This window comes from Phormidesmis priestleyi ULC007, assembly GCF_003003695.1.
Classification (GTDB): Bacteria; Cyanobacteriota; Cyanobacteriia; order Leptolyngbyales; family Leptolyngbyaceae; genus Phormidesmis_A; species Phormidesmis_A priestleyi_A.
Map to the genome: position 1 here is coordinate 1 of NZ_PVWG01000029.1, position 16,193 is coordinate 16,193.

A 16,193-nucleotide genomic window follows, 5' to 3' on the forward strand; every position below is an offset into this window, starting at 1 on the left:
TTGCTGCGCGATGCCACTGACTCAGCCCTCAAATTCATTGCCTACCTGCAAACCCATCGCACCCGAATTCCTGATTACCAAGCGTTGCAACAGGCAGGGGTTACGATTGGGTCGGGGGCAGTGGAATCGTTAGTGAAACAAATCAATCGCCGCTTGAAGATTTCAGGGGCACAGTGGAGTGCTCACAATGTGCCTCAAGGGCTGAAGCACCGCTCTGCTTATCTCAATGGCGATTTCACGCGCTCTCAACCTTGGCTCAGGGTTGGCTGATTGAATTGAGTAGTTATGCTCATCGCAAAGGTGAGATGCTCCCAACAGGATCAACGCGCAATACTCGTTGAGAAGGAACGCTGGAAGAAGATTCATAAGTCCATGCGAAATCATCCTAAGCTTCGACATTAGAGTTGGGTTGAAAACGCTCTCTCAGAATTTGTTTCGGAGTCATACCAGTAATCCGCTTCAGGCTGCGCGTCAAGTGACTTTGATCGCAAAAACCTGTGCGGATTGCAATTTCTGCGATCGTCAACTCACTGTGTTGGAATAACTGTTTAGCTTTCTCGATCCGACAATGCAAAATGTATTGATGCGGCGTGATTCCCCTCTGTTGTTTGAACAGACGTAGAAATTGACATCCTCACCGTCCTAAAGGAGCGGTGATTCCCAAACCTCACGATTTGAGTTTCTGCTTCATTGCAACTGCCTCTACCCTCAAGGAGTTTGGGTCTTATGTTCGCTCCACAGACTAACCCCGCGAGCCACGCGGTTTTACTGAGTCACAAACCAAAAGTTGATGCGTTTTGCGTCTTCCAGGGATGGATACCATTGCCCTTTCAGCTTTTCCCGGTCTACCGATTTTGCTGCGCCGCCAGCACAGGGCTGAACTTCGCTCGTATAGGCTGTCTGATCCATCGTCACGGGTGGGTCAACGACCCATGCAATCGTACCACAACCTCTCGTAAAGCCGTCCTTCGCTCTGCTAAAGGACGGGGTTTCTACCCATTTCTCTGATGATAGGAACTGATCTGAGCGATCGCGCTTAACTGCACTAATCTCAAATCCTGATGGAGATGCTCATGGATATACTCAATCACTTGTTTCAAACTAGATTGAGACAACCCGTTTGAATCACTAGAGAGTTTGGGGTACGTGGTGCAATACTTCCGTAATAGGTGAATCGCTAGGGCAGTTCTGAGGCTATCGACTAGCAATTGACCTGCCATTCCACTCCGCTCTGTTTCTACTTTCAAAGTCCGAAGAATACTTTGAATGAGAGCATCCTGCTGTGTCATAGCGGGACGAGTTCGATCCGATCAGGGTTGATCCAATCTTGCCCGACTTGTTGGAGCAGAGCGAATTGGGGATTGGCATTGGCGAAGCCGAATTCAGTTTCTAGGAATCCGAGCGTTGCCTTACAAGCCTGTACGACTTGAACCATATTGCCTCCAAAGTCCTCCTACGCCTATCTTGCCACGAATTCTCATCATACATCGTTTATATAGTATAGATGTACTATATAAATCCCCAACCCAATTCCCTCATCTGCATTGCGTGGATAGAGCGAAATGCAGATGGCGATCATTCTAGTTCCTTTGACTCTGATTAGCGTTTACAATCCCATCCAATATTCGATTAAGTCGCCCGATCGGGTCATTGTAAAATCTCGATCGATTCCTACACAATGCACAGGGATAACTTTTTTCTGTAAATCCCGCATCTATGATGAGTCAGTCGTTTAGGAGCCGCTCATGAATGCCCCTACTTCTATTGCCGAAATTGATTTAACGCCCATTCCTGGCAAGAAATATTGGAACTGCGATCGAGAATGGCGCGAAGAATTTATCTACTTTTTGATGGTTGATCGCTTTCATGACGATCGCGATCGCCAATCGGTTCAGACTCAGGCACGATCGCTAGGCAGTGGCACCCAAGCCCAACTCAAAAAGTTTTGCGGCGGTACGCTTAAAGGCATCGAAAATCATCTCGACTACATCAAAAATTTGGGCTGCACTGCGATCTGGCTCAGTCCGATTTTTGAAAACAACGAGGCTCCAAATCCCGATTCTGATAAATATCACGGCTACTCGATTCAGAACTATTTGGATGTTGATCCCCGGTTTGGCACTAAGCAAGACTTGATTGATTTAGTCGATGCCGCTCACCGTGAAGGAATGCGCGTGTTTTTAGATGTGGTTGCCAATCACTCTGGCGATAATTGGTATTACTTTGGTGATACTGCCTATTATTACGATCGCGATCGACAGTTTCCGTTTGGGGGTTGGCGAAAGCCCGATCGTCCTTCGCCTTCTGAGTTGCGAAACCCGGCTTTCTACAATCGTCGGGGCGAAATCCGCAACTGGGATGACTATCCTGAAACGCAGAACGGAGACTTCTTTTCTCTCAAAGGCTTTAACAATGACGATGATTATGACGGGCTGAAGCTCCAAGAAATCCTGATCAAAGCGCACTGTTATTGGATGCGCGAAGCCGACATTGATGGATTTCGCCTCGATGCTGTCAAGCACATGGGAGAACTGGCGATCGCCCGTTTCTGCTCAGAGATTCGTGAATATGCCTATCGTCTCGGCAAGCGTTGGTTTTTACTTTATGGCGAGTTGGTTGGCGGTGACGATGCCATTAACCGCTATATCGGCCCTAATACTCCGACTCAGTTGGGCAGCAAGACTGTCTACTTTGGGCTAACGTCGGTTCTCGATTTTCCGCTTTATTGGACATTGCCAGGAGCGATCAAGGGCTTTGGTTCTCCGGTTGATTTGATTAACCGCTATGAAGCGCAGCGACAACGCGCCCTGAGTCGAGGCGAACTAGGACGATATCTGGTCACGTTTGTGGATAACCACGACCAGATCGGGCAAGACTATAAACGTCGATTTGCCGCAGACACTCCAGATGCTCAAGTGATCGCCGCGATCGGATATCTGCTCTGTGCGTTGGGCACTCCTTGCATTTATTACGGCACTGAGCAGGGTTTGTCAGGCAAAGGCAATGGCGACGAATTTATTCGCGAAGCCATGTTTGATCTCAACGATCCCACTGTCAACTATCTCAACCAAAGCTGCAATATCTATGAGGCGATCGGTCAGATTGCCAAGCTTTACCAACAGATCGAAGCGCTGCGCTTTGGGCGAATGTATTTTCGAGAAATCTCAGGCAACGGACACGATTTTGGGCTTCCGCAAGGGCAACCCTGCACCCTTGCCTTCTCACGAATTTTGGCGGGGGAAGAAGTGCTGATTGCTTACAATACGTCTACGATCGCAACGCGCCAAGATTTTGTGATCATTGATGGAGGTTTACACAAAGCTGGGGATAGCCTGAAGTTTCTCTATGGCAAAGCCGGGACGGTATCGATTCAATCACATCCAAACCCAGATATTCGATCGCTGTTTGTGCAGCTTGAGCTTGAACCCAATCAGTTTGTGATTTTGCAATGAGATCGAGTCCCTAATCTGATGAAATGGATCAGATGGAGACTTTTCTCCAACAGGTTCATTCACTTCAGGTTGCAAATGTCTGCTACTTCTACGGTTAAGGTCAAAGTTCCGGCAACGACTGCCAATCTCGGATCTGGTTTTGATTGCCTGGGGGCTGCCCTGACGCTTTACAACCAGTTCCGATTTTCTCTGTCTACCAGAGAAGTTTTGCAAATTATTGCCACCGGAGCCGAAGCCGATCGGGTCTCCACTGATGCCAGCAATCTGGTTTATCAATCGTTTACCAAACTGTATGAGCACTTGGGCAAAACGCCCCCACCCGTGCAAATTGAGATCGCGATGGATGTACCTTTAGCGCGTGGGTTAGGCAGTTCGGCAACGGCGATCGTAGCAGGCTTATTGGGTGCCAATCGGCTAGCAGGATCGCCCCTCAGTCCAGAAGAAGTCTTGCACTTGGCGATCGCCCTTGAAGGACATCCCGATAATGTAGTGCCTGCCCTGATGGGTGGGTGTCAGCTTGCAGCATCGGGGATCGATCGCGACTGGGAAATTTGTGATATCCCTTGGGATCGGTCTGTGGTGCCGATCGTCGCCATTCCCAATTTTGAGCTTTCTACCGCCGAGGCACGACGAGTTTTGCCGAACCATTACACTCGCGCTGATGCAATATTCAATGCCTCTCATTTAGGATTACTGCTGCGCGGGCTCGAGACAGGACGCTCTGACTGGCTCAGATCCGCTCTGCAAGACCGAATTCATCAACCCTATCGCCAAGCGCTCATTCAAGGCTATGAATCAGTGCAATCAGCCGCCCTTAACGCTGGTGCTCATGGAATGGTGATTAGTGGAGCGGGCCCGACTCTTTTAGCACTGGCAGATTCAGCCAGCGCAGAAGCAGTCAGATCAGCAATGAGCAGCGCTTGGGCTGGACAAGAAGTGGATGCTCAAGTCAAATTGTTGCAGATTGATCGCCAGGGAGCAATCGTAGAGTAATCTTTCTGAAATAGCAAAAACAGTGTGAAAGCATGAAACTGACATCTCTGTCTGCATCATGCGTTACCAATATTGTCTAATTCAGACTTCTTGGCTTTGTCCTTGACAAGAACCACAGTTTAGTACTAGAGTACCAAGGGTAATCTTGCTGATGTCCTCACCACAGTTTAGTACTAGAGTACCAAGGGTAATCTTGCTGATGTCCTCACCTGCTTACACAGTCGTAGTTCCGTTCCCTGGCTATTCCATTCAACTTCATCAAACACCTGACGAAGAATATAAAGTCCGCGCCCGCACTCATGCCGATCGCAGGGAAGGTGCCGATCAACCACTGGGTCGTCATGACAATGAGGAGGCTTAAATCCAGAACCTTGATCCGTAATCACCCACCAGTAATGATCAGAGGCAGTCGAAAAATGAACTAAAACCTTCTTGCAAGGGTCTAAGTTGTTGCCATGTTTAGCAGCATTGACCAGAGCTTCTTGCAAACCTAGTCTGATCTCAGCCTTCCACTGGTTAGGAACTTTTGCCAAGAGCAAATCAAGGATCGGAATCAAGTAAAGAGTGGATGCGAAACTAACTGTGTTCCAGTTATGCCCAGTGGGACGAGGTGAAATAGCGATCACTCGGAAAACCCCGTAGCTTTCAAGTGGATAAGCGTACTCTTGGTATGCAGCGTGCTTTTAGAACACGCGACTATATCCGATTCAAGATTTGGCTATACGATATTTTAAATCTGAAGATTTGCGGATTAGAGCAAACCTCTTAAAGTCTTCGGGCACTACAAAAGTTTAGTCTACACCTGTAAGCGCCTGATAGAAAAAATCTTCATCAGTGCCTACTGAGTAGCTATTTATCTGTATCTACAATATACCAAAGTACGGATAGAAAAGCATCCCCTCTTGAAGGGTCGGGACTCCCCATTCAGTAGATTTTCCCAGATTCATTCAGCCTTTGACGCTATTTTCGTTGATAAATAACTTGCTCAAGGCGACGAAAGTCTTTTTCTACTTCGCCCCAGAGCGATCGATTGTGGGGGTCTGTACGAAGCGCTTTTTTGAGATAGAGACGGGCTTTATCAAACTGCTTTTCTTGAATCAGTTGCCGCCCCCAGCTTTGATAGATGATGCCTTGCCACTGCCGAATCTCAGGGTCGGTGGGAAGTCGTTGCGCCAGTCCTTCTACAAGGGCGATCGCTCTCGGAAAGCGCTTTTCCCTCAATAGCTGCTGTAGCTGCTCGTAAGACGCTTGTTTAAGCTGCTGATCTACATAAGAAAGTTTGGGATCAGGTTTAACTGGGCTGGCTTTTGGGGGGTCTTCTTTGCGAGTAACCGTCACCTTTGGCTTTACCCCATTTTCGGCAGCAGAGGGTTCTTTGCGAGTGACCGTGATTTTTGGTTTTGCAACTTCTGACTGAGGGCGACTCTGCGAAACTTGAGGCGAGGACTCATTGATCCCCGAACGACTCACCACTCCTAGCAAAAACCGATAAGCCTCTGTAACTTGAATAAATTTTTCGTTTGCTTGCTGATCTGGGTTGACATCAGGGTGAAGTTGCCGCGCCAATCGACGGTAAGAGGCTTTGACATCCTCATACGACGCTCCCGTTCTCAATCCTAATAGTCGATAGCAGTCTGCAATGTTCATTAGATATGAAAAGAGGCAGAACTATTTCAGAGTTCTGCCCTTAAAGCAAGGAGTAACACACAAAGACCCAGGAACCACACTACCGGAAAGGCACAAACTATATAGTTCACAATTCTAAGTTCTGCGCTTCTATCCGGGTGTTATGAGCTAAGGTTGCCCATCAGGAACCAATCCAATCACTTTGTCGATTAGACCATATTCTTTCGACTCTTGAGCCGATAAGAAGTAATCACGATCGGTATCTTTCTCGATTTTGCTAAGGGGCTGTCCGCTGCGATCCGCCAAGATCCCGTTGAGTTGGGTGCGAATGCGAAGGATCTCTTTGGCCTCGATCGCAATGTCGCTGGCTTGGCTGCGTCCAGTGCCGCCCAGAGGTTGGTGAATCATGATTCGCGCATGGGGCAATGCAAACCGCTTACCTTTCGTTCCAGCAGCTAAGAGAAATGCACCCATTGAGGCGGCAAGACCCACGCAGATGGTTACAACATCCGATTTGATGTGCTGCATCGTGTCGTAGATCGCCATGCCTGCGGTGACAGAGCCGCCCGGCGAGTTGATATAGAGCGAAATAGGTTTACCCGGATCTTCAGAATCGAGATAAAGCATGGAGGCAACGATCGCGTTGGCAATGTTGTCGTCTACTTCCTGACTGAGAAAGATAATTCGCTCTAGGCTCAGGCGTTGATATATATCAATCCACTGCTCATAGGAGCTACCAGGAAGACGGTAAGGAACTTTGGGAGTACCGATTGGCATAAGACAGAGGGGAATAAAGGGTATTAAGTCAAACGCGATTGAACGGGGGCAGGCAGTTGCTTGGGGTCTAAGACTCGATCGATCAACCCATATTCCTGGGCAGTGGTTGGGGTGAAATATAAGCGACGATCGAGATCTTTATGTACTTTTTCAGTCGATTGCCCAGTGTTGTTTGCCAAAATCTCCACGAACATGGCTCGATCGGCGACGACTTTTCTGGCATCAATCTCGATATCGCTTGCCTGTCCGCCCGTTCGGTTGTATTGCGGAGAGAGCACGATTTCGGCGCTAGGCAAGCTCAAACGAGAGCCTTTGGCACCTGAAGAGAGCAACATCGCAGCAGTGCCGCCTGCCTGTCCCAAACAAATGGTGTGGACGGGAGATTTGATGTATTGCATGGTGTCATAAATTGCCATGCTGGCAACCATGCCTCCCGTTCGCCGTGCCGATTGCTCACCGGGAGAGTTGATGTATAAGAAGATCGGCTTAGTCGAGTCTTCAGAGTTGAGGGAGAGCAGGAGGGCGACGACGAAGTTGGCGAAATTATCGTCGATTTCTTCATCTAGAAAGACAATCCGATCGAAGCTCATGCGGGTGTAAAGATCGACCCACTGCACTTGTTGACTGCCCGGAAGGCGATAGGGAACTTGCATAAATCCTAATCAGGTCAGAGCAGGGACGGGAGCGGGAAGCTGTTTGGTGCTTTCTAAAACGAGGTCAATCAGCCCATATTCTTTGGCTTCTGGGGGAGTGAGATAAAACGTCCGATCGGTGTCTTTGATAATCTTCTCAGTCGTTTGCCCCGTGTTCTTCGAGAGGATATCCAAAATTGCAGCGCGGTTTTCTAAGACTTCTTTTGCCCGAATTTGAATGTCGGTTGCCTGACCTCGTGCGCCCGAACGCGGCTGGTTGAGGACAATCGTGGCGTGGGGCAGACTGGCTCGAAACCCTTTAGTGCCTGCCGATAGAATCATTGCGGCTGCACCAATTGCCTGACCGATGCAGATTGTGTGGACGGGAGGCTTGATATAGCTCAACGTGTCGCAGACGGCAAAGGCTTCGGTTTCAAACCCGATCGTTTCGCCGTCCCAAGAGGTGCCTGTGGAGTTGATATAAAAGAAGATGGGCTTATCGGGATCGTCAAACTGGAGGTAGAGCAACTGGGCGATGATCAGCCGAGTCACGTCTTGACCAGGGTTGCGGCGATATTCGTCGATCGAGTGTAAAGGGCCGCCCAGGTAAACAATGCGCTCTTTCAGCAGCAGTGAGGCTAGGTCAGGAGGAGGCGTGCGATAGTAGGCATCGCCATAATTTGTAGACTGAACAGCTTTGATGGGTGATTCCATAGCGTAATGATGCCTTAACGGTGGCGCTTTATCCATAGTAGCGCGGGATTAGCCGCTCATGAAGGAGAAGAGAGTAGGGAGATATCCGACCCGCTTTGCAAGGAAGGAGGACTCGGTTGAAAAGTTTTTTGGCGGGACTGCGGAAATGGCGGGATTGAACTGTAGTTAACTGCCGAATGTCTAAGATTTGTGGTTTGCTGTGGAGTGTTCTGGTTTTGTTTCACTGCTTAATGTAGGAGCTTCCCGGTATGCGAGTCGGCTTACAGTGTGCGTTGAGTGATGCTGGTGTTGACGCAACGCAGCTTAACAGCCAGCGTCAGGTTTCTATTGCGATCGTTGCGATCCCCGAAGAAGGGGGTCGTAATGTGCCGTTGAATTTGTGTTTGATTTTGGATCAGAGTGGCTCAATGGAAGGTCGAGCCATTAGCACCGTTAAGCAAGCTGCCCAGCGAATCTTAGAACGTCTGTCTCCGGGCGATCGCATCTCGATCGTCACTTTTAACCACAAAGCAAAAGTCTTGGTGCCCAATCAAGTCATCGACGATTTGAGCAATCTGAGAATTCCGCTTCATCAGTTAGAGGCGGCGGGCGGAACGTCGATCGATGAAGGGTTGCGCGTGGGGATCGAAGAACTCGCGAAGGGCAAAAAAGATGCTGTTTCGCAAGTGTTTTTATTAACCGATGGTGAGAATGAGCATGGTGATAACGATCGCTGCCTAAAATTGGCTCAATTGGCAACGGGCTATAATCTGACGCTGAACACGTTTGGATTTGGCGATGCTTGGAATCAAAACGTCTTAGAGAAGCTTGCAGATGCAGGTGGCGGAACGCTGTCTTTTATTGAGCAACCCGACCAGGCGACGAGTGAGTTTAGCCGATTGTTCGATCGCATCCAGTCGGTCAGCTTGACCAATGCTCACCTGATTTTGTCGCTGACTCCAGGGGCACGACTCGCAGAATTGAAGCCGATCGCGCAAGTCGCCCCCGACACGATCGAGCTTCCGATCGATCAAGATGGCAATCAGATTACGGTGCGCTTAGGTGATTTGATGGTCGATTCGTCTCGCGTTGTGTTAGCGAATTTGTATGTCGGTCAATTGCCCGAAGGGAAGCAAACGATCGCGTCGGTGCAAATTCGCTATGACGATCCGGCATTGGGGCAGGAAGGCTTACTGTCTGAGCAGTTTCCGATCGAGGTTTCTGCATTGAGTGTGTTTCAGCCTGCGCCAAATCCCGATGTGCAAAATCAAATTTTGGCACTCGCGAAGTATCGACAGACGCAAATTGCCGAGGCGAAATTGCAGCAGGGCGATCGCTCAGGGGCGGCAACGATGTTGCAAACGGCAGCAAAAACGGCTCTACAAATGGGCGATCAGGGAGCGGCAACCGTGCTGCAAAATAGTGCAACGCAAATTCAGGCAGGGCAAGAATTATCGGAGGGCGATCGTAAGAAAACCCGCATCGTCTCTAAAACCACGCTGCAATCGAATGAGTCTTAGATGCCGATACACTAAAACTATTCCACAGAGTTGAAAGTGCTATGGTTCAAGTGATTCAAGCTAGCAATCTCGAACTCCACGAGGTTGAAGAGCGCTTCAATCTGCAAGAAGTTCGAGATCTGGAATTCTTCTCAGAGTGGCAAGGAGAGATGTCAGCGCCTTCTGGCTTTGAGAAGCAGATTTTAGACAAAGTGAAAGAAGACTTTTTGGTTATTGCCAAATATTCGCCTTCTGAAGAAATCATCAAATTAACTGTTCTTGCCCATTTACTTTTTTCAGCAGGTTTAACAAGTCCGCCATTTTTCCCAAAAGCAGAAACGCCAGTCGAAATTTCGTTTGAAGATGGAAATGAAGTGATTCGTGGCAGAATTGACGTTTTGATTTTACATGAACGCTTGTGGGCGGTGGTTGTCGAAGCGAAACGCCATTCATTGAATGTGAGTGAGGGACTCGCTCAAGCTCTCTTTCACATGATGTCAAGTCCTAACCATGAGACCCCGACGTTTGGCTTTCTTTTAAATGGAACAGAGTTTCAATTTGTGAAATTGGTTAAACAACAAACTCCTCAGTACGGGCTGTCTCGACTATTTTCTTTGCGTAATCCTGGCAATGAGTTGTATAGCGTTTTAAGCATTCTGAAACACTTAAAAGAAGTGGTTCTTCAGTAGAGCAAGCTTATTTCTTTTGCGCTTTCCAAGTGCCGCCGTAGACGTAAAACGGATTATCTTGACTGACTTTCTGCCAGCAGTCATGACAAACAAAAATCCACTGGGCTAACTCGTCGTGTTGCACACGGTAGAGCATTGGAGCGGGTTTTTTGCAGAGAGAACAGGCTTTTTGACGCGATCGCACCATCCCAGTTTTAAGTTAAGCGATCGCTGACGCTTTCGGGCGCGCAAAAATCATTCGTCCCGCAGAAGTTTGTAAAGCGCTGGTAACAATGACCTGAAGTTCACCCCCCACAAAGGCACGAGCTTCTTCAACCACCACCATCGTGCCATCGTCGAGATAGCCAACGCCTTGAGCAGGTTCCTTACCTTCTCGCAGAATCTTGAGATCAATGCTGTCGCCTGGAAGATAGGAGGGGCGAACCGCCTGAGTCAGATCGTTCACATTCAGCACTGGGACACTCTGAACGGTCGCAACTTTATTTAAGTTGTAGTCAGTCGTCAGCAACGTGCCGTTAATATCTTGCACGAGCCGCACCAGTTTTGCATCTACAGTCGCGATGTCATCATAATCGGCTGAATGAATCACCACTCGCTCTGGGTAAGCTTCCCGAATCTGATTTAAGACATCTAGCCCTCGCCGTCCGCGAACTCGCTTTTGATCGTTGGAGGCATCTGCTACTTGCTGCAATTCTTGTAAGACAAACTGCGGAACGAGAAGCTGACCCTCTAAAAACCCAGTGTTAAGCAGGGCAGAAATGCGACCGTCAATAATGCAGCTTGTGTCTAGAACTTTGGTGCTAGAGGGTTTAAGGGAGCCTTCTGCAAGCATCATCGTTTCAACATTGTTGGGGTTGATCAGCCGTAGGAGCGATCGCCCGTGCACATCTGCCAATGACACACCCGAAACCGAAAACATAATGCTTCCCACTACGGCGGCAAGCGGCTTAATAAACGAAAATTCTTGAGGAATTGGTAGAAGAAAAATTGGAGCCAGCAGCAGATTTGCGACTAATAGACCGAGGACTAAGCCCACCGATCGACTCAGCAGCACAGCAGCAGGCATTTCGCGAATCTGGCGAGCCACTCGACGGTAGCTAGTCTGGGCAATTAAGCCCACCGCCAACCCGATCAGGGCACCAAAGCCTGCACAAACTAAACGCAGCGCCTCAGGGTTTGTCACCTGTTGCAAAACGCCACCCGGCAACGCTTCAATGCCGTGAAAGCCAATTCCCACTCCTGCTAGGATGAATGAAATGATAATGACTGCATCAAGCATAATCTTTGGAGTAAGGGAGTTTGTCGATTTTGGATTTTGGATTAACGATTTTGGATTGAATAGACTAGCGAAAGTGAGGTTTAGAGCTTTTTAGAAGTGAGGAATTCTAAAATCAAAAGCAATCCAAAATCTAAAGTCCAACATCCCTAGCCAAACATAATTGCTAAGAGTGAATCGGGGCAGGATCGCTCGTCACATGACAAAGCAAAGCGCAATCAGAGGCAGCAATCAGCTTAACCTCTCATCATTATATCCTGCGAGTTTGTAGAAGTTTCAGGCAAATCCCTTTCTCCATAGGCGGTTAACCCCCCTATCGTGTGTAATTTGCGATACAAAAATCAATAAAAAACACCGGAATCAAAGAAGATTCGTTTCGATAGTTTGAGAATAGAAGGAATTTAGAAAAGATTCATGGAGTTTAGCGTTCCGAGTTCTGCTTATGTTCACATTCCGTTTTGTCGGCGGCGTTGTTTTTACTGTGATTTTCCAATCTCAGTGGTTGGCGACAAACGCAACGGCACTAATTCAGGCACGATCGTCCGATATGTCGAGGTTCTTTGTAATGAAATTCGACTCACTAAAAATTTAGGGCAACCGCTCAAAACAGTTTTCTTTGGAGGTGGAACGCCTTCGCTATTGTCGGTTAATCAACTGAGTCAAATTCTTGACACTTTAGATCAACAGTTTGGCATTTTGTCCGATGCTGAAATCTCGATGGAGGTTGATCCCGGTACTTTTGATCTGACTCAAATTCAAGGATATCGATCGTCCGGGATCAACCGTGTCAGTTTAGGTATACAAGCCTTTCAACCGGAGTTGCTAACCGCTTGTGGAAGAACTCACCGCGTTGAAGATGTTTATGAATCGATTAAATTAATTCATCAAGCCGGAGTTTCTAACTTCAGCTTAGATTTAATTTCGGGGTTGCCAAACCAGACGATCGCTCAGTGGCAAGACTCGTTAGATAAAGCGATCGCGCTATCTCCAAACCACATTTCTATTTATGATTTAACGATCGAGCCAATGACCGCTTTTGGCAAACGCTATCAACCGGGACTAACGCCTTTACCTACTGATGAAGCGACTGCTGTAATGTATCGAATGGCACAACAAATTTTGACATCCGCAGGATATGAGCATTATGAAATCTCGAATTATGCGCGATCGAGATTTCAGTGCCGCCACAATCGAGTTTATTGGAAAAATCAATCGTTCTATGGGTTTGGGATGGGTGCAACCAGTTATGTGAACGGCGATCGCGTAGCTCATCCTAGAAAAACTCGCGAATATTACGAATGGGTTCAGAAAAATATTAGCGAAAGTCAAAACATTACCGATCCTACGGATGTGTTTTTAGACACGTTAATGGTAGGTTTGCGATTAGCAGAAGGATTAAGTTTATCTGAGTTGAGTCAACAGTTTGGTCAAGCGAAAGTAGCAGAAGTTTTGACTTGCTTGCAGCCTTACCAGAAATCGGGATGGATTGAGGTTTTGAATCGCGATCGTCAACCAATCTCAGTCAATTCTCATTTACCCAGTGAAGGACAAATCAGACTCACCGATCCCGAAGGGTTTCTGTTTTCTAATGTCATCTTGGTCAAACTATTTGAGACGTTCGATCGTGATCTTTAGAGCGAATTTAACGTCAGTTCGACGAGTTTTTTCGCTTCGTTGTCAGCGGCTTTTGCCCCCTAAATCCCCCAGAATGGGGGACTTTGAACCGGATTTTTGGCTGGAAGTCCCCCAAATTGGGGGATTTAGGGGGCTTCCCGAATTCACAACCGGAGCGAACCATTTCTGTCGAACTGACGGGAATTTAACCAGTAGACCTTCAGACATCCAAATCTGCTTTCGATTGAGTTAAATCATGGCGCTGTCTCCAGATTTCTAAGCTGAGAATGCAAGTCACGAGCCAAACCAGCCCTGCCGCATATCCACCAATCACATCGGTAAACCAGTGAACGCCCAGATAGAGACGGCTGAAGCCAATGAGCAGAATTAGTAGCGTTGAAATTGTAGCAATGACTCCCCGCCACTGATAAAACCGAGTCGCTAATAGATAGCCCAACAGCCCATACATCACCATTGACAGCATTGCATGACCACTCGGAAAGCTGTAGTTTGTCACATCGACAATGCGTGACCACAACTCAGGACGTGCCCGCGCAAACAAGTTTTTGAGTACAAAATTTAGACCTAGCGCACCAAACCCGGCGATCGCGATCGTCATCGCTTCTGCTTTATAGTGTCGTAGCACCAGAATCACACTCAAGCTGACGCAAATCACCAGCAGCACTCTGGGATCGCCGATATTCGTGATGAATACCATGATTGGGTCGAGCCACGATCGGTGCAGCGATCGGATAGACAACAAAACATTCGCATCAAAGGCTTGCGTCTCATTCTCAAAAACTTCTTCGGCAATGTAAGTAAACAGCCAAAGCGCGATCGCTGCCAGTGCCAAACCCCCCAACCGAATTGTGGTTAAAAGCGGTTGCAGCTTAAGTCCGACTTTCTGCCGCCACCAAGCAATCACTTGTTTACTCAGATTGCGAATTAAATCAAATAACATTGGAGACGTAATTTTTTTGACGGATGCTTCTATTAATTCACGATCTGTTGCCGATTATTCCTAGCCCAAAGAACGAAGTTTCTGACTCGTGCTGTTGAAGTCGAGCAAAAGTAATATATTTGATCCGTTGCCGCCAATCTCTCGCATGACTTCTGAAACCTCCTCTACACCTCCCAGCACTCCCCCTGTTGAGGTTAATCCCCCGATTCAGGTACGGCTCAAAAGTGAAGGGGGACGACTCGTGTTGACCCTACCCCCCGAATCGGAAGCGACCGATGCCAATGCCTCACTTGCGCTGTCGTGGGGAGAGATTTGGCAGCAGTTTAAACAGCAGCTCGATGCTAAAGAGCGATTTTGGCAGCCCGCAACCAGCGTGGATTTGGTGGTCAACGATCGTCTCCTCGACAATCGACAACTTCAAGCGATCGGGGATGCTTTGACCGAAGCGCAACTTCAACTCAAGCGAGTCTTCACAAGTCGTCGTCAAACCGCCGTTGCCGCCGCCACTGCTGGATATTCGATCGAGCAGCAGTCTCCAGCCCCAGTGACTCCGCTCAACCAAGCGCAAACCGAAGCTGGGCAAGCGATGGATGAGCCGCTCTATCTCCAGATGACGCTGCGATCGGGCACCGAAATTCGTCACAGCGGCACGGTGGTGGTTTTGGGCGATCTCAACCCCGGCAGCAGTGTGATTGCAGAAGGTGACATTCTCGTGTGGGGGCGGCTGCGGGGAGTGGCTCACGCAGGCTGCAAAGGTAATGCCCGATGTCTGATCATGGCGCTGCAACTTGAGCCGACTCAGATTCGCATTGCGGATGTGGTTGCTAGAGCGCCCGAAACTCCCCCGGCTCAATATCACCCCGAAGTGGCATACGTTGCTCCTCAAGGCAATATTCGCATCGCTAGAGCCAGCGATTTTGTGCGCCAACCCGCTCCAGAAAAAACGGGTTAGAAACGCGGGTTAAAGCGGGTTAGGATTGCGAATTAAGTACGTAAATTCGCGTCTTAATTTAATTTATCGATCGAGTTTTCTGATACTCTTGGCTGAAGCGCGATCATCATTCTGAAAAGCTCATCAGAATTGATCCGATTGGGTCAACGCTAATCGTTCTGTAATCGCATCATTGCAATGGCTCGTATCATCGTCATCACATCGGGTAAAGGTGGAGTCGGCAAGACCACCTGCACAGCAAATATAGGCATGGCTCTGGCAAAGCGGCGACGCAAAGTTGCCGTGATTGATGCCGATTTTGGCTTGAGAAATCTTGATCTGCTGCTAGGTTTAGAAAATCGAGTGGTCTACACCGCTGTTGAAGTGTTGTCGGGGCAGTGCCGCCTAGAGCAAGCCCTCGTCAAAGATAAACGGTTTAATAACTTAGTGCTGCTTCCGGCGGCGCAAAATCGCACCAAAGATGCTGTGACCCCTGACCAAATGCGGCAGTTGGTCAATGCTTTGGCAAGAGTCTATGAATATATTTTGATTGACTGCCCCGCCGGGATCGAGATGGGCTTTCAAAACGCGATCGCCGCCGCCAAAGAAGCCCTGATCGTCACGACTCCCGAAATTGCGGCAGTGCGCGATGCCGATCGCGTGATTGGTCTACTCGAAGCCAACAACGTCAAACGCATTCACCTCATTGTCAACCGCCTCAAACCAGCGATGGTAGCGGCAAACGATATGATGTCCGTCGAAGATGTGCAAGAGATCTTAGCGGTGCCTTTAATTGGGGTGGTTCCTGATGATGAGCGGGTGATTGTCTCGACCAATAAAGGTGAGCCGCTCGTCTTATCAGAAACGCCTTCTATGGCTGGCACTGCCTTTGATAACATCATTCGTCGCTTAGAGGGTGAAAAGGTGCCCTTCCAAGCTCTTTCGGTGCCCGACGATAACTTTTTTTCCCGACTGCGTAAAATGTTATCAAAAAAAGTGATCTAAACCCCTCAGACGTGAAACAGTAGGAGAGGGTGAAACTTACTAGCT

Annotated in this window: 19 protein-coding genes and 1 pseudogene; 8 read left to right on the forward strand and 12 right to left on the reverse strand. The window is 48.4% G+C overall.

The window, feature by feature from the left end; genetic code table 11:
* Positions 1-270, forward strand: a pseudogene (locus C7B65_RS27955) (hypothetical protein); the annotation flags it as partial.
* A 115-nt stretch (positions 271-385) separates the two neighbouring features.
* Here C7B65_RS27955 and C7B65_RS18800 read toward each other — a convergent pair.
* The 4 genes from C7B65_RS18800 to C7B65_RS27965 all read right to left on the reverse strand — a co-directional run bounded on the left by C7B65_RS18800 (position 386) and on the right by C7B65_RS27965 (position 1,435).
* Positions 386-616, reverse strand: a complete 231-nt coding sequence (locus tag C7B65_RS18800; RefSeq protein ID WP_083583111.1) for a helix-turn-helix domain-containing protein — start codon at positions 614-616, stop codon at positions 386-388.
* A 149-nt stretch (positions 617-765) separates the two neighbouring features.
* Entirely contained in the window at positions 766-909 is a 144-nt protein-coding gene (locus C7B65_RS27960) for a hypothetical protein (RefSeq protein WP_181314440.1), read from the reverse strand.
* Positions 910-992: 83 nt separating this feature from the next.
* On the reverse strand, positions 993-1,289 hold the full coding sequence (locus C7B65_RS18805; protein ID WP_073074263.1) for a hypothetical protein: 297 nt from the start codon (positions 1,287-1,289) through the stop codon (positions 993-995).
* Positions 1,286-1,435: a hypothetical protein gene (locus C7B65_RS27965; RefSeq protein WP_181314441.1), complete on the reverse strand. Its 150-nt coding sequence runs from the start codon at positions 1,433-1,435 to the stop codon at positions 1,286-1,288. Before C7B65_RS27965 ends, C7B65_RS18805 begins: the two co-directional genes overlap by 4 nt.
* 310 nt (positions 1,436-1,745) lie before the next feature.
* Between C7B65_RS27965 and C7B65_RS18810 the strand changes: the two genes are divergently transcribed.
* Positions 1,746-3,452: an alpha-amylase family glycosyl hydrolase gene (locus C7B65_RS18810; RefSeq protein WP_073074264.1), complete on the forward strand. Its 1,707-nt coding sequence runs from the start codon at positions 1,746-1,748 to the stop codon at positions 3,450-3,452.
* 75 nt (positions 3,453-3,527) lie between these two features.
* Positions 3,528-4,445: a homoserine kinase gene (thrB, locus tag C7B65_RS18815; protein ID WP_073074265.1), complete on the forward strand. Its 918-nt coding sequence runs from the start codon at positions 3,528-3,530 to the stop codon at positions 4,443-4,445.
* Between the two features lie 173 nt (positions 4,446-4,618).
* On the opposite strand, the gene C7B65_RS18820 is transcribed toward thrB, so the two are convergent.
* The 5 genes from C7B65_RS18820 to C7B65_RS18840 all read right to left on the reverse strand — a co-directional run bounded on the left by C7B65_RS18820 (position 4,619) and on the right by C7B65_RS18840 (position 8,194).
* Complete coding sequence (locus C7B65_RS18820; protein WP_073074266.1) at positions 4,619-5,071, reverse strand: ATP-binding protein; 453 nt, start codon at positions 5,069-5,071, stop codon at positions 4,619-4,621.
* Between the two features lie 334 nt (positions 5,072-5,405).
* Positions 5,406-6,092 (reverse strand): J domain-containing protein, encoded by a 687-nt coding sequence (locus C7B65_RS18825; RefSeq protein WP_073074267.1) that lies wholly within the window; start codon positions 6,090-6,092, stop codon positions 5,406-5,408.
* Positions 6,093-6,239: 147 nt separating this feature from the next.
* Positions 6,240-6,848 (reverse strand): ATP-dependent Clp protease proteolytic subunit, encoded by a 609-nt coding sequence (locus tag C7B65_RS18830; protein WP_073074268.1) that lies wholly within the window; start codon positions 6,846-6,848, stop codon positions 6,240-6,242.
* A 23-nt stretch (positions 6,849-6,871) separates the two neighbouring features.
* Positions 6,872-7,501: an ATP-dependent Clp protease proteolytic subunit gene (locus tag C7B65_RS18835; RefSeq protein ID WP_073074269.1), complete on the reverse strand. Its 630-nt coding sequence runs from the start codon at positions 7,499-7,501 to the stop codon at positions 6,872-6,874.
* A gap of 9 nt (positions 7,502-7,510) precedes the next feature.
* Positions 7,511-8,194 carry an ATP-dependent Clp protease proteolytic subunit gene (locus C7B65_RS18840; RefSeq protein WP_073074270.1) on the reverse strand — a complete coding sequence of 228 codons (684 nt, stop codon included), beginning with the start codon at positions 8,192-8,194 and terminating at the stop codon, positions 7,511-7,513.
* Between the two features lie 248 nt (positions 8,195-8,442).
* Here C7B65_RS18840 and C7B65_RS18845 point away from each other — a divergent pair, with 248 nt between their 5' ends.
* Both C7B65_RS18845 and C7B65_RS18850 read left to right on the forward strand, forming a co-directional pair.
* The gene (locus tag C7B65_RS18845; protein ID WP_073074271.1) at positions 8,443-9,693 is read left to right on the forward strand and encodes a vWA domain-containing protein; all 1,251 of its coding nucleotides are present in this window, start codon (positions 8,443-8,445) and stop codon (positions 9,691-9,693) included.
* Positions 9,694-9,734: 41 nt separating this feature from the next.
* Positions 9,735-10,361: a restriction endonuclease subunit R gene (locus C7B65_RS18850; protein ID WP_073074272.1), complete on the forward strand. Its 627-nt coding sequence runs from the start codon at positions 9,735-9,737 to the stop codon at positions 10,359-10,361.
* A 7-nt stretch (positions 10,362-10,368) separates the two neighbouring features.
* Here the strand turns inward: C7B65_RS18850 and C7B65_RS18855 are convergent, their stop codons facing one another.
* Both C7B65_RS18855 and C7B65_RS18860 read right to left on the reverse strand, forming a co-directional pair.
* Positions 10,369-10,548: a hypothetical protein gene (locus C7B65_RS18855; protein WP_073074273.1), complete on the reverse strand. Its 180-nt coding sequence runs from the start codon at positions 10,546-10,548 to the stop codon at positions 10,369-10,371.
* Between the two features lie 12 nt (positions 10,549-10,560).
* Positions 10,561-11,640, reverse strand: coding sequence for a PIN/TRAM domain-containing protein (locus C7B65_RS18860; RefSeq protein WP_073074274.1), 1,080 nt, complete (start codon positions 11,638-11,640; stop codon positions 10,561-10,563).
* A gap of 411 nt (positions 11,641-12,051) precedes the next feature.
* Here C7B65_RS18860 and hemW point away from each other — a divergent pair, with 411 nt between their 5' ends.
* The gene (gene hemW, locus C7B65_RS18865; RefSeq protein WP_073074275.1) at positions 12,052-13,272 is read left to right on the forward strand and encodes a radical SAM family heme chaperone HemW; all 1,221 of its coding nucleotides are present in this window, start codon (positions 12,052-12,054) and stop codon (positions 13,270-13,272) included.
* A gap of 199 nt (positions 13,273-13,471) precedes the next feature.
* On the opposite strand, the gene C7B65_RS18870 is transcribed toward hemW, so the two are convergent.
* Positions 13,472-14,212, reverse strand: a complete 741-nt coding sequence (locus C7B65_RS18870; protein ID WP_083583113.1) for a phosphatase PAP2 family protein — start codon at positions 14,210-14,212, stop codon at positions 13,472-13,474.
* An 88-nt stretch (positions 14,213-14,300) separates the two neighbouring features.
* Between C7B65_RS18870 and minC the strand changes: the two genes are divergently transcribed.
* Together minC and minD are read left to right on the forward strand one after the other, a co-directional pair.
* The gene (minC, locus tag C7B65_RS18875) at positions 14,301-15,164 is read left to right on the forward strand and encodes a septum site-determining protein MinC (protein WP_244913241.1); all 864 of its coding nucleotides are present in this window, start codon (positions 14,301-14,303) and stop codon (positions 15,162-15,164) included.
* A 177-nt stretch (positions 15,165-15,341) separates the two neighbouring features.
* A complete protein-coding gene (minD, locus tag C7B65_RS18880; protein WP_073074277.1) occupies positions 15,342-16,148 on the forward strand; it encodes a septum site-determining protein MinD in 807 nt (268 codons plus the stop codon).
* Positions 16,149-16,193: the final 45 nt, after the last annotated feature.

Coding starts and splice junctions, on each gene's coding strand:
- thrB (WP_073074265.1), top strand. CDS start 3,528: ATGTCTGCTACTTCTACGGTTAAGGTCAAAGTTCCGGCAACGACTGCC.
- C7B65_RS18845 (WP_073074271.1), top strand. CDS start 8,443: ATGCGAGTCGGCTTACAGTGTGCGTTGAGTGATGCTGGTGTTGACGCA.
- C7B65_RS18870 (WP_083583113.1), bottom strand. CDS start 14,212: ATGTTATTTGATTTAATTCGCAATCTGAGTAAACAAGTGATTGCTTGG.
- C7B65_RS18805 (WP_073074263.1), bottom strand. CDS start 1,289: ATGACACAGCAGGATGCTCTCATTCAAAGTATTCTTCGGACTTTGAAA.
- hemW (WP_073074275.1), top strand. CDS start 12,052: ATGGAGTTTAGCGTTCCGAGTTCTGCTTATGTTCACATTCCGTTTTGT.
- minD (WP_073074277.1), top strand. CDS start 15,342: ATGGCTCGTATCATCGTCATCACATCGGGTAAAGGTGGAGTCGGCAAG.
- C7B65_RS18810 (WP_073074264.1), top strand. CDS start 1,746: ATGAATGCCCCTACTTCTATTGCCGAAATTGATTTAACGCCCATTCCT.
- C7B65_RS18835 (WP_073074269.1), bottom strand. CDS start 7,501: ATGCAAGTTCCCTATCGCCTTCCGGGCAGTCAACAAGTGCAGTGGGTC.
- C7B65_RS18840 (WP_073074270.1), bottom strand. CDS start 8,194: ATGGAATCACCCATCAAAGCTGTTCAGTCTACAAATTATGGCGATGCC.
- C7B65_RS27965 (WP_181314441.1), bottom strand. CDS start 1,435: ATGGTTCAAGTCGTACAGGCTTGTAAGGCAACGCTCGGATTCCTAGAA.
- C7B65_RS18855 (WP_073074273.1), bottom strand. CDS start 10,548: ATGGTGCGATCGCGTCAAAAAGCCTGTTCTCTCTGCAAAAAACCCGCT.
- C7B65_RS18830 (WP_073074268.1), bottom strand. CDS start 6,848: ATGCCAATCGGTACTCCCAAAGTTCCTTACCGTCTTCCTGGTAGCTCC.
- C7B65_RS18825 (WP_073074267.1), bottom strand. CDS start 6,092: ATGAACATTGCAGACTGCTATCGACTATTAGGATTGAGAACGGGAGCG.
- C7B65_RS27960 (WP_181314440.1), bottom strand. CDS start 909: ATGGATCAGACAGCCTATACGAGCGAAGTTCAGCCCTGTGCTGGCGGC.
- C7B65_RS18860 (WP_073074274.1), bottom strand. CDS start 11,640: ATGCTTGATGCAGTCATTATCATTTCATTCATCCTAGCAGGAGTGGGA.
- C7B65_RS18850 (WP_073074272.1), top strand. CDS start 9,735: ATGGTTCAAGTGATTCAAGCTAGCAATCTCGAACTCCACGAGGTTGAA.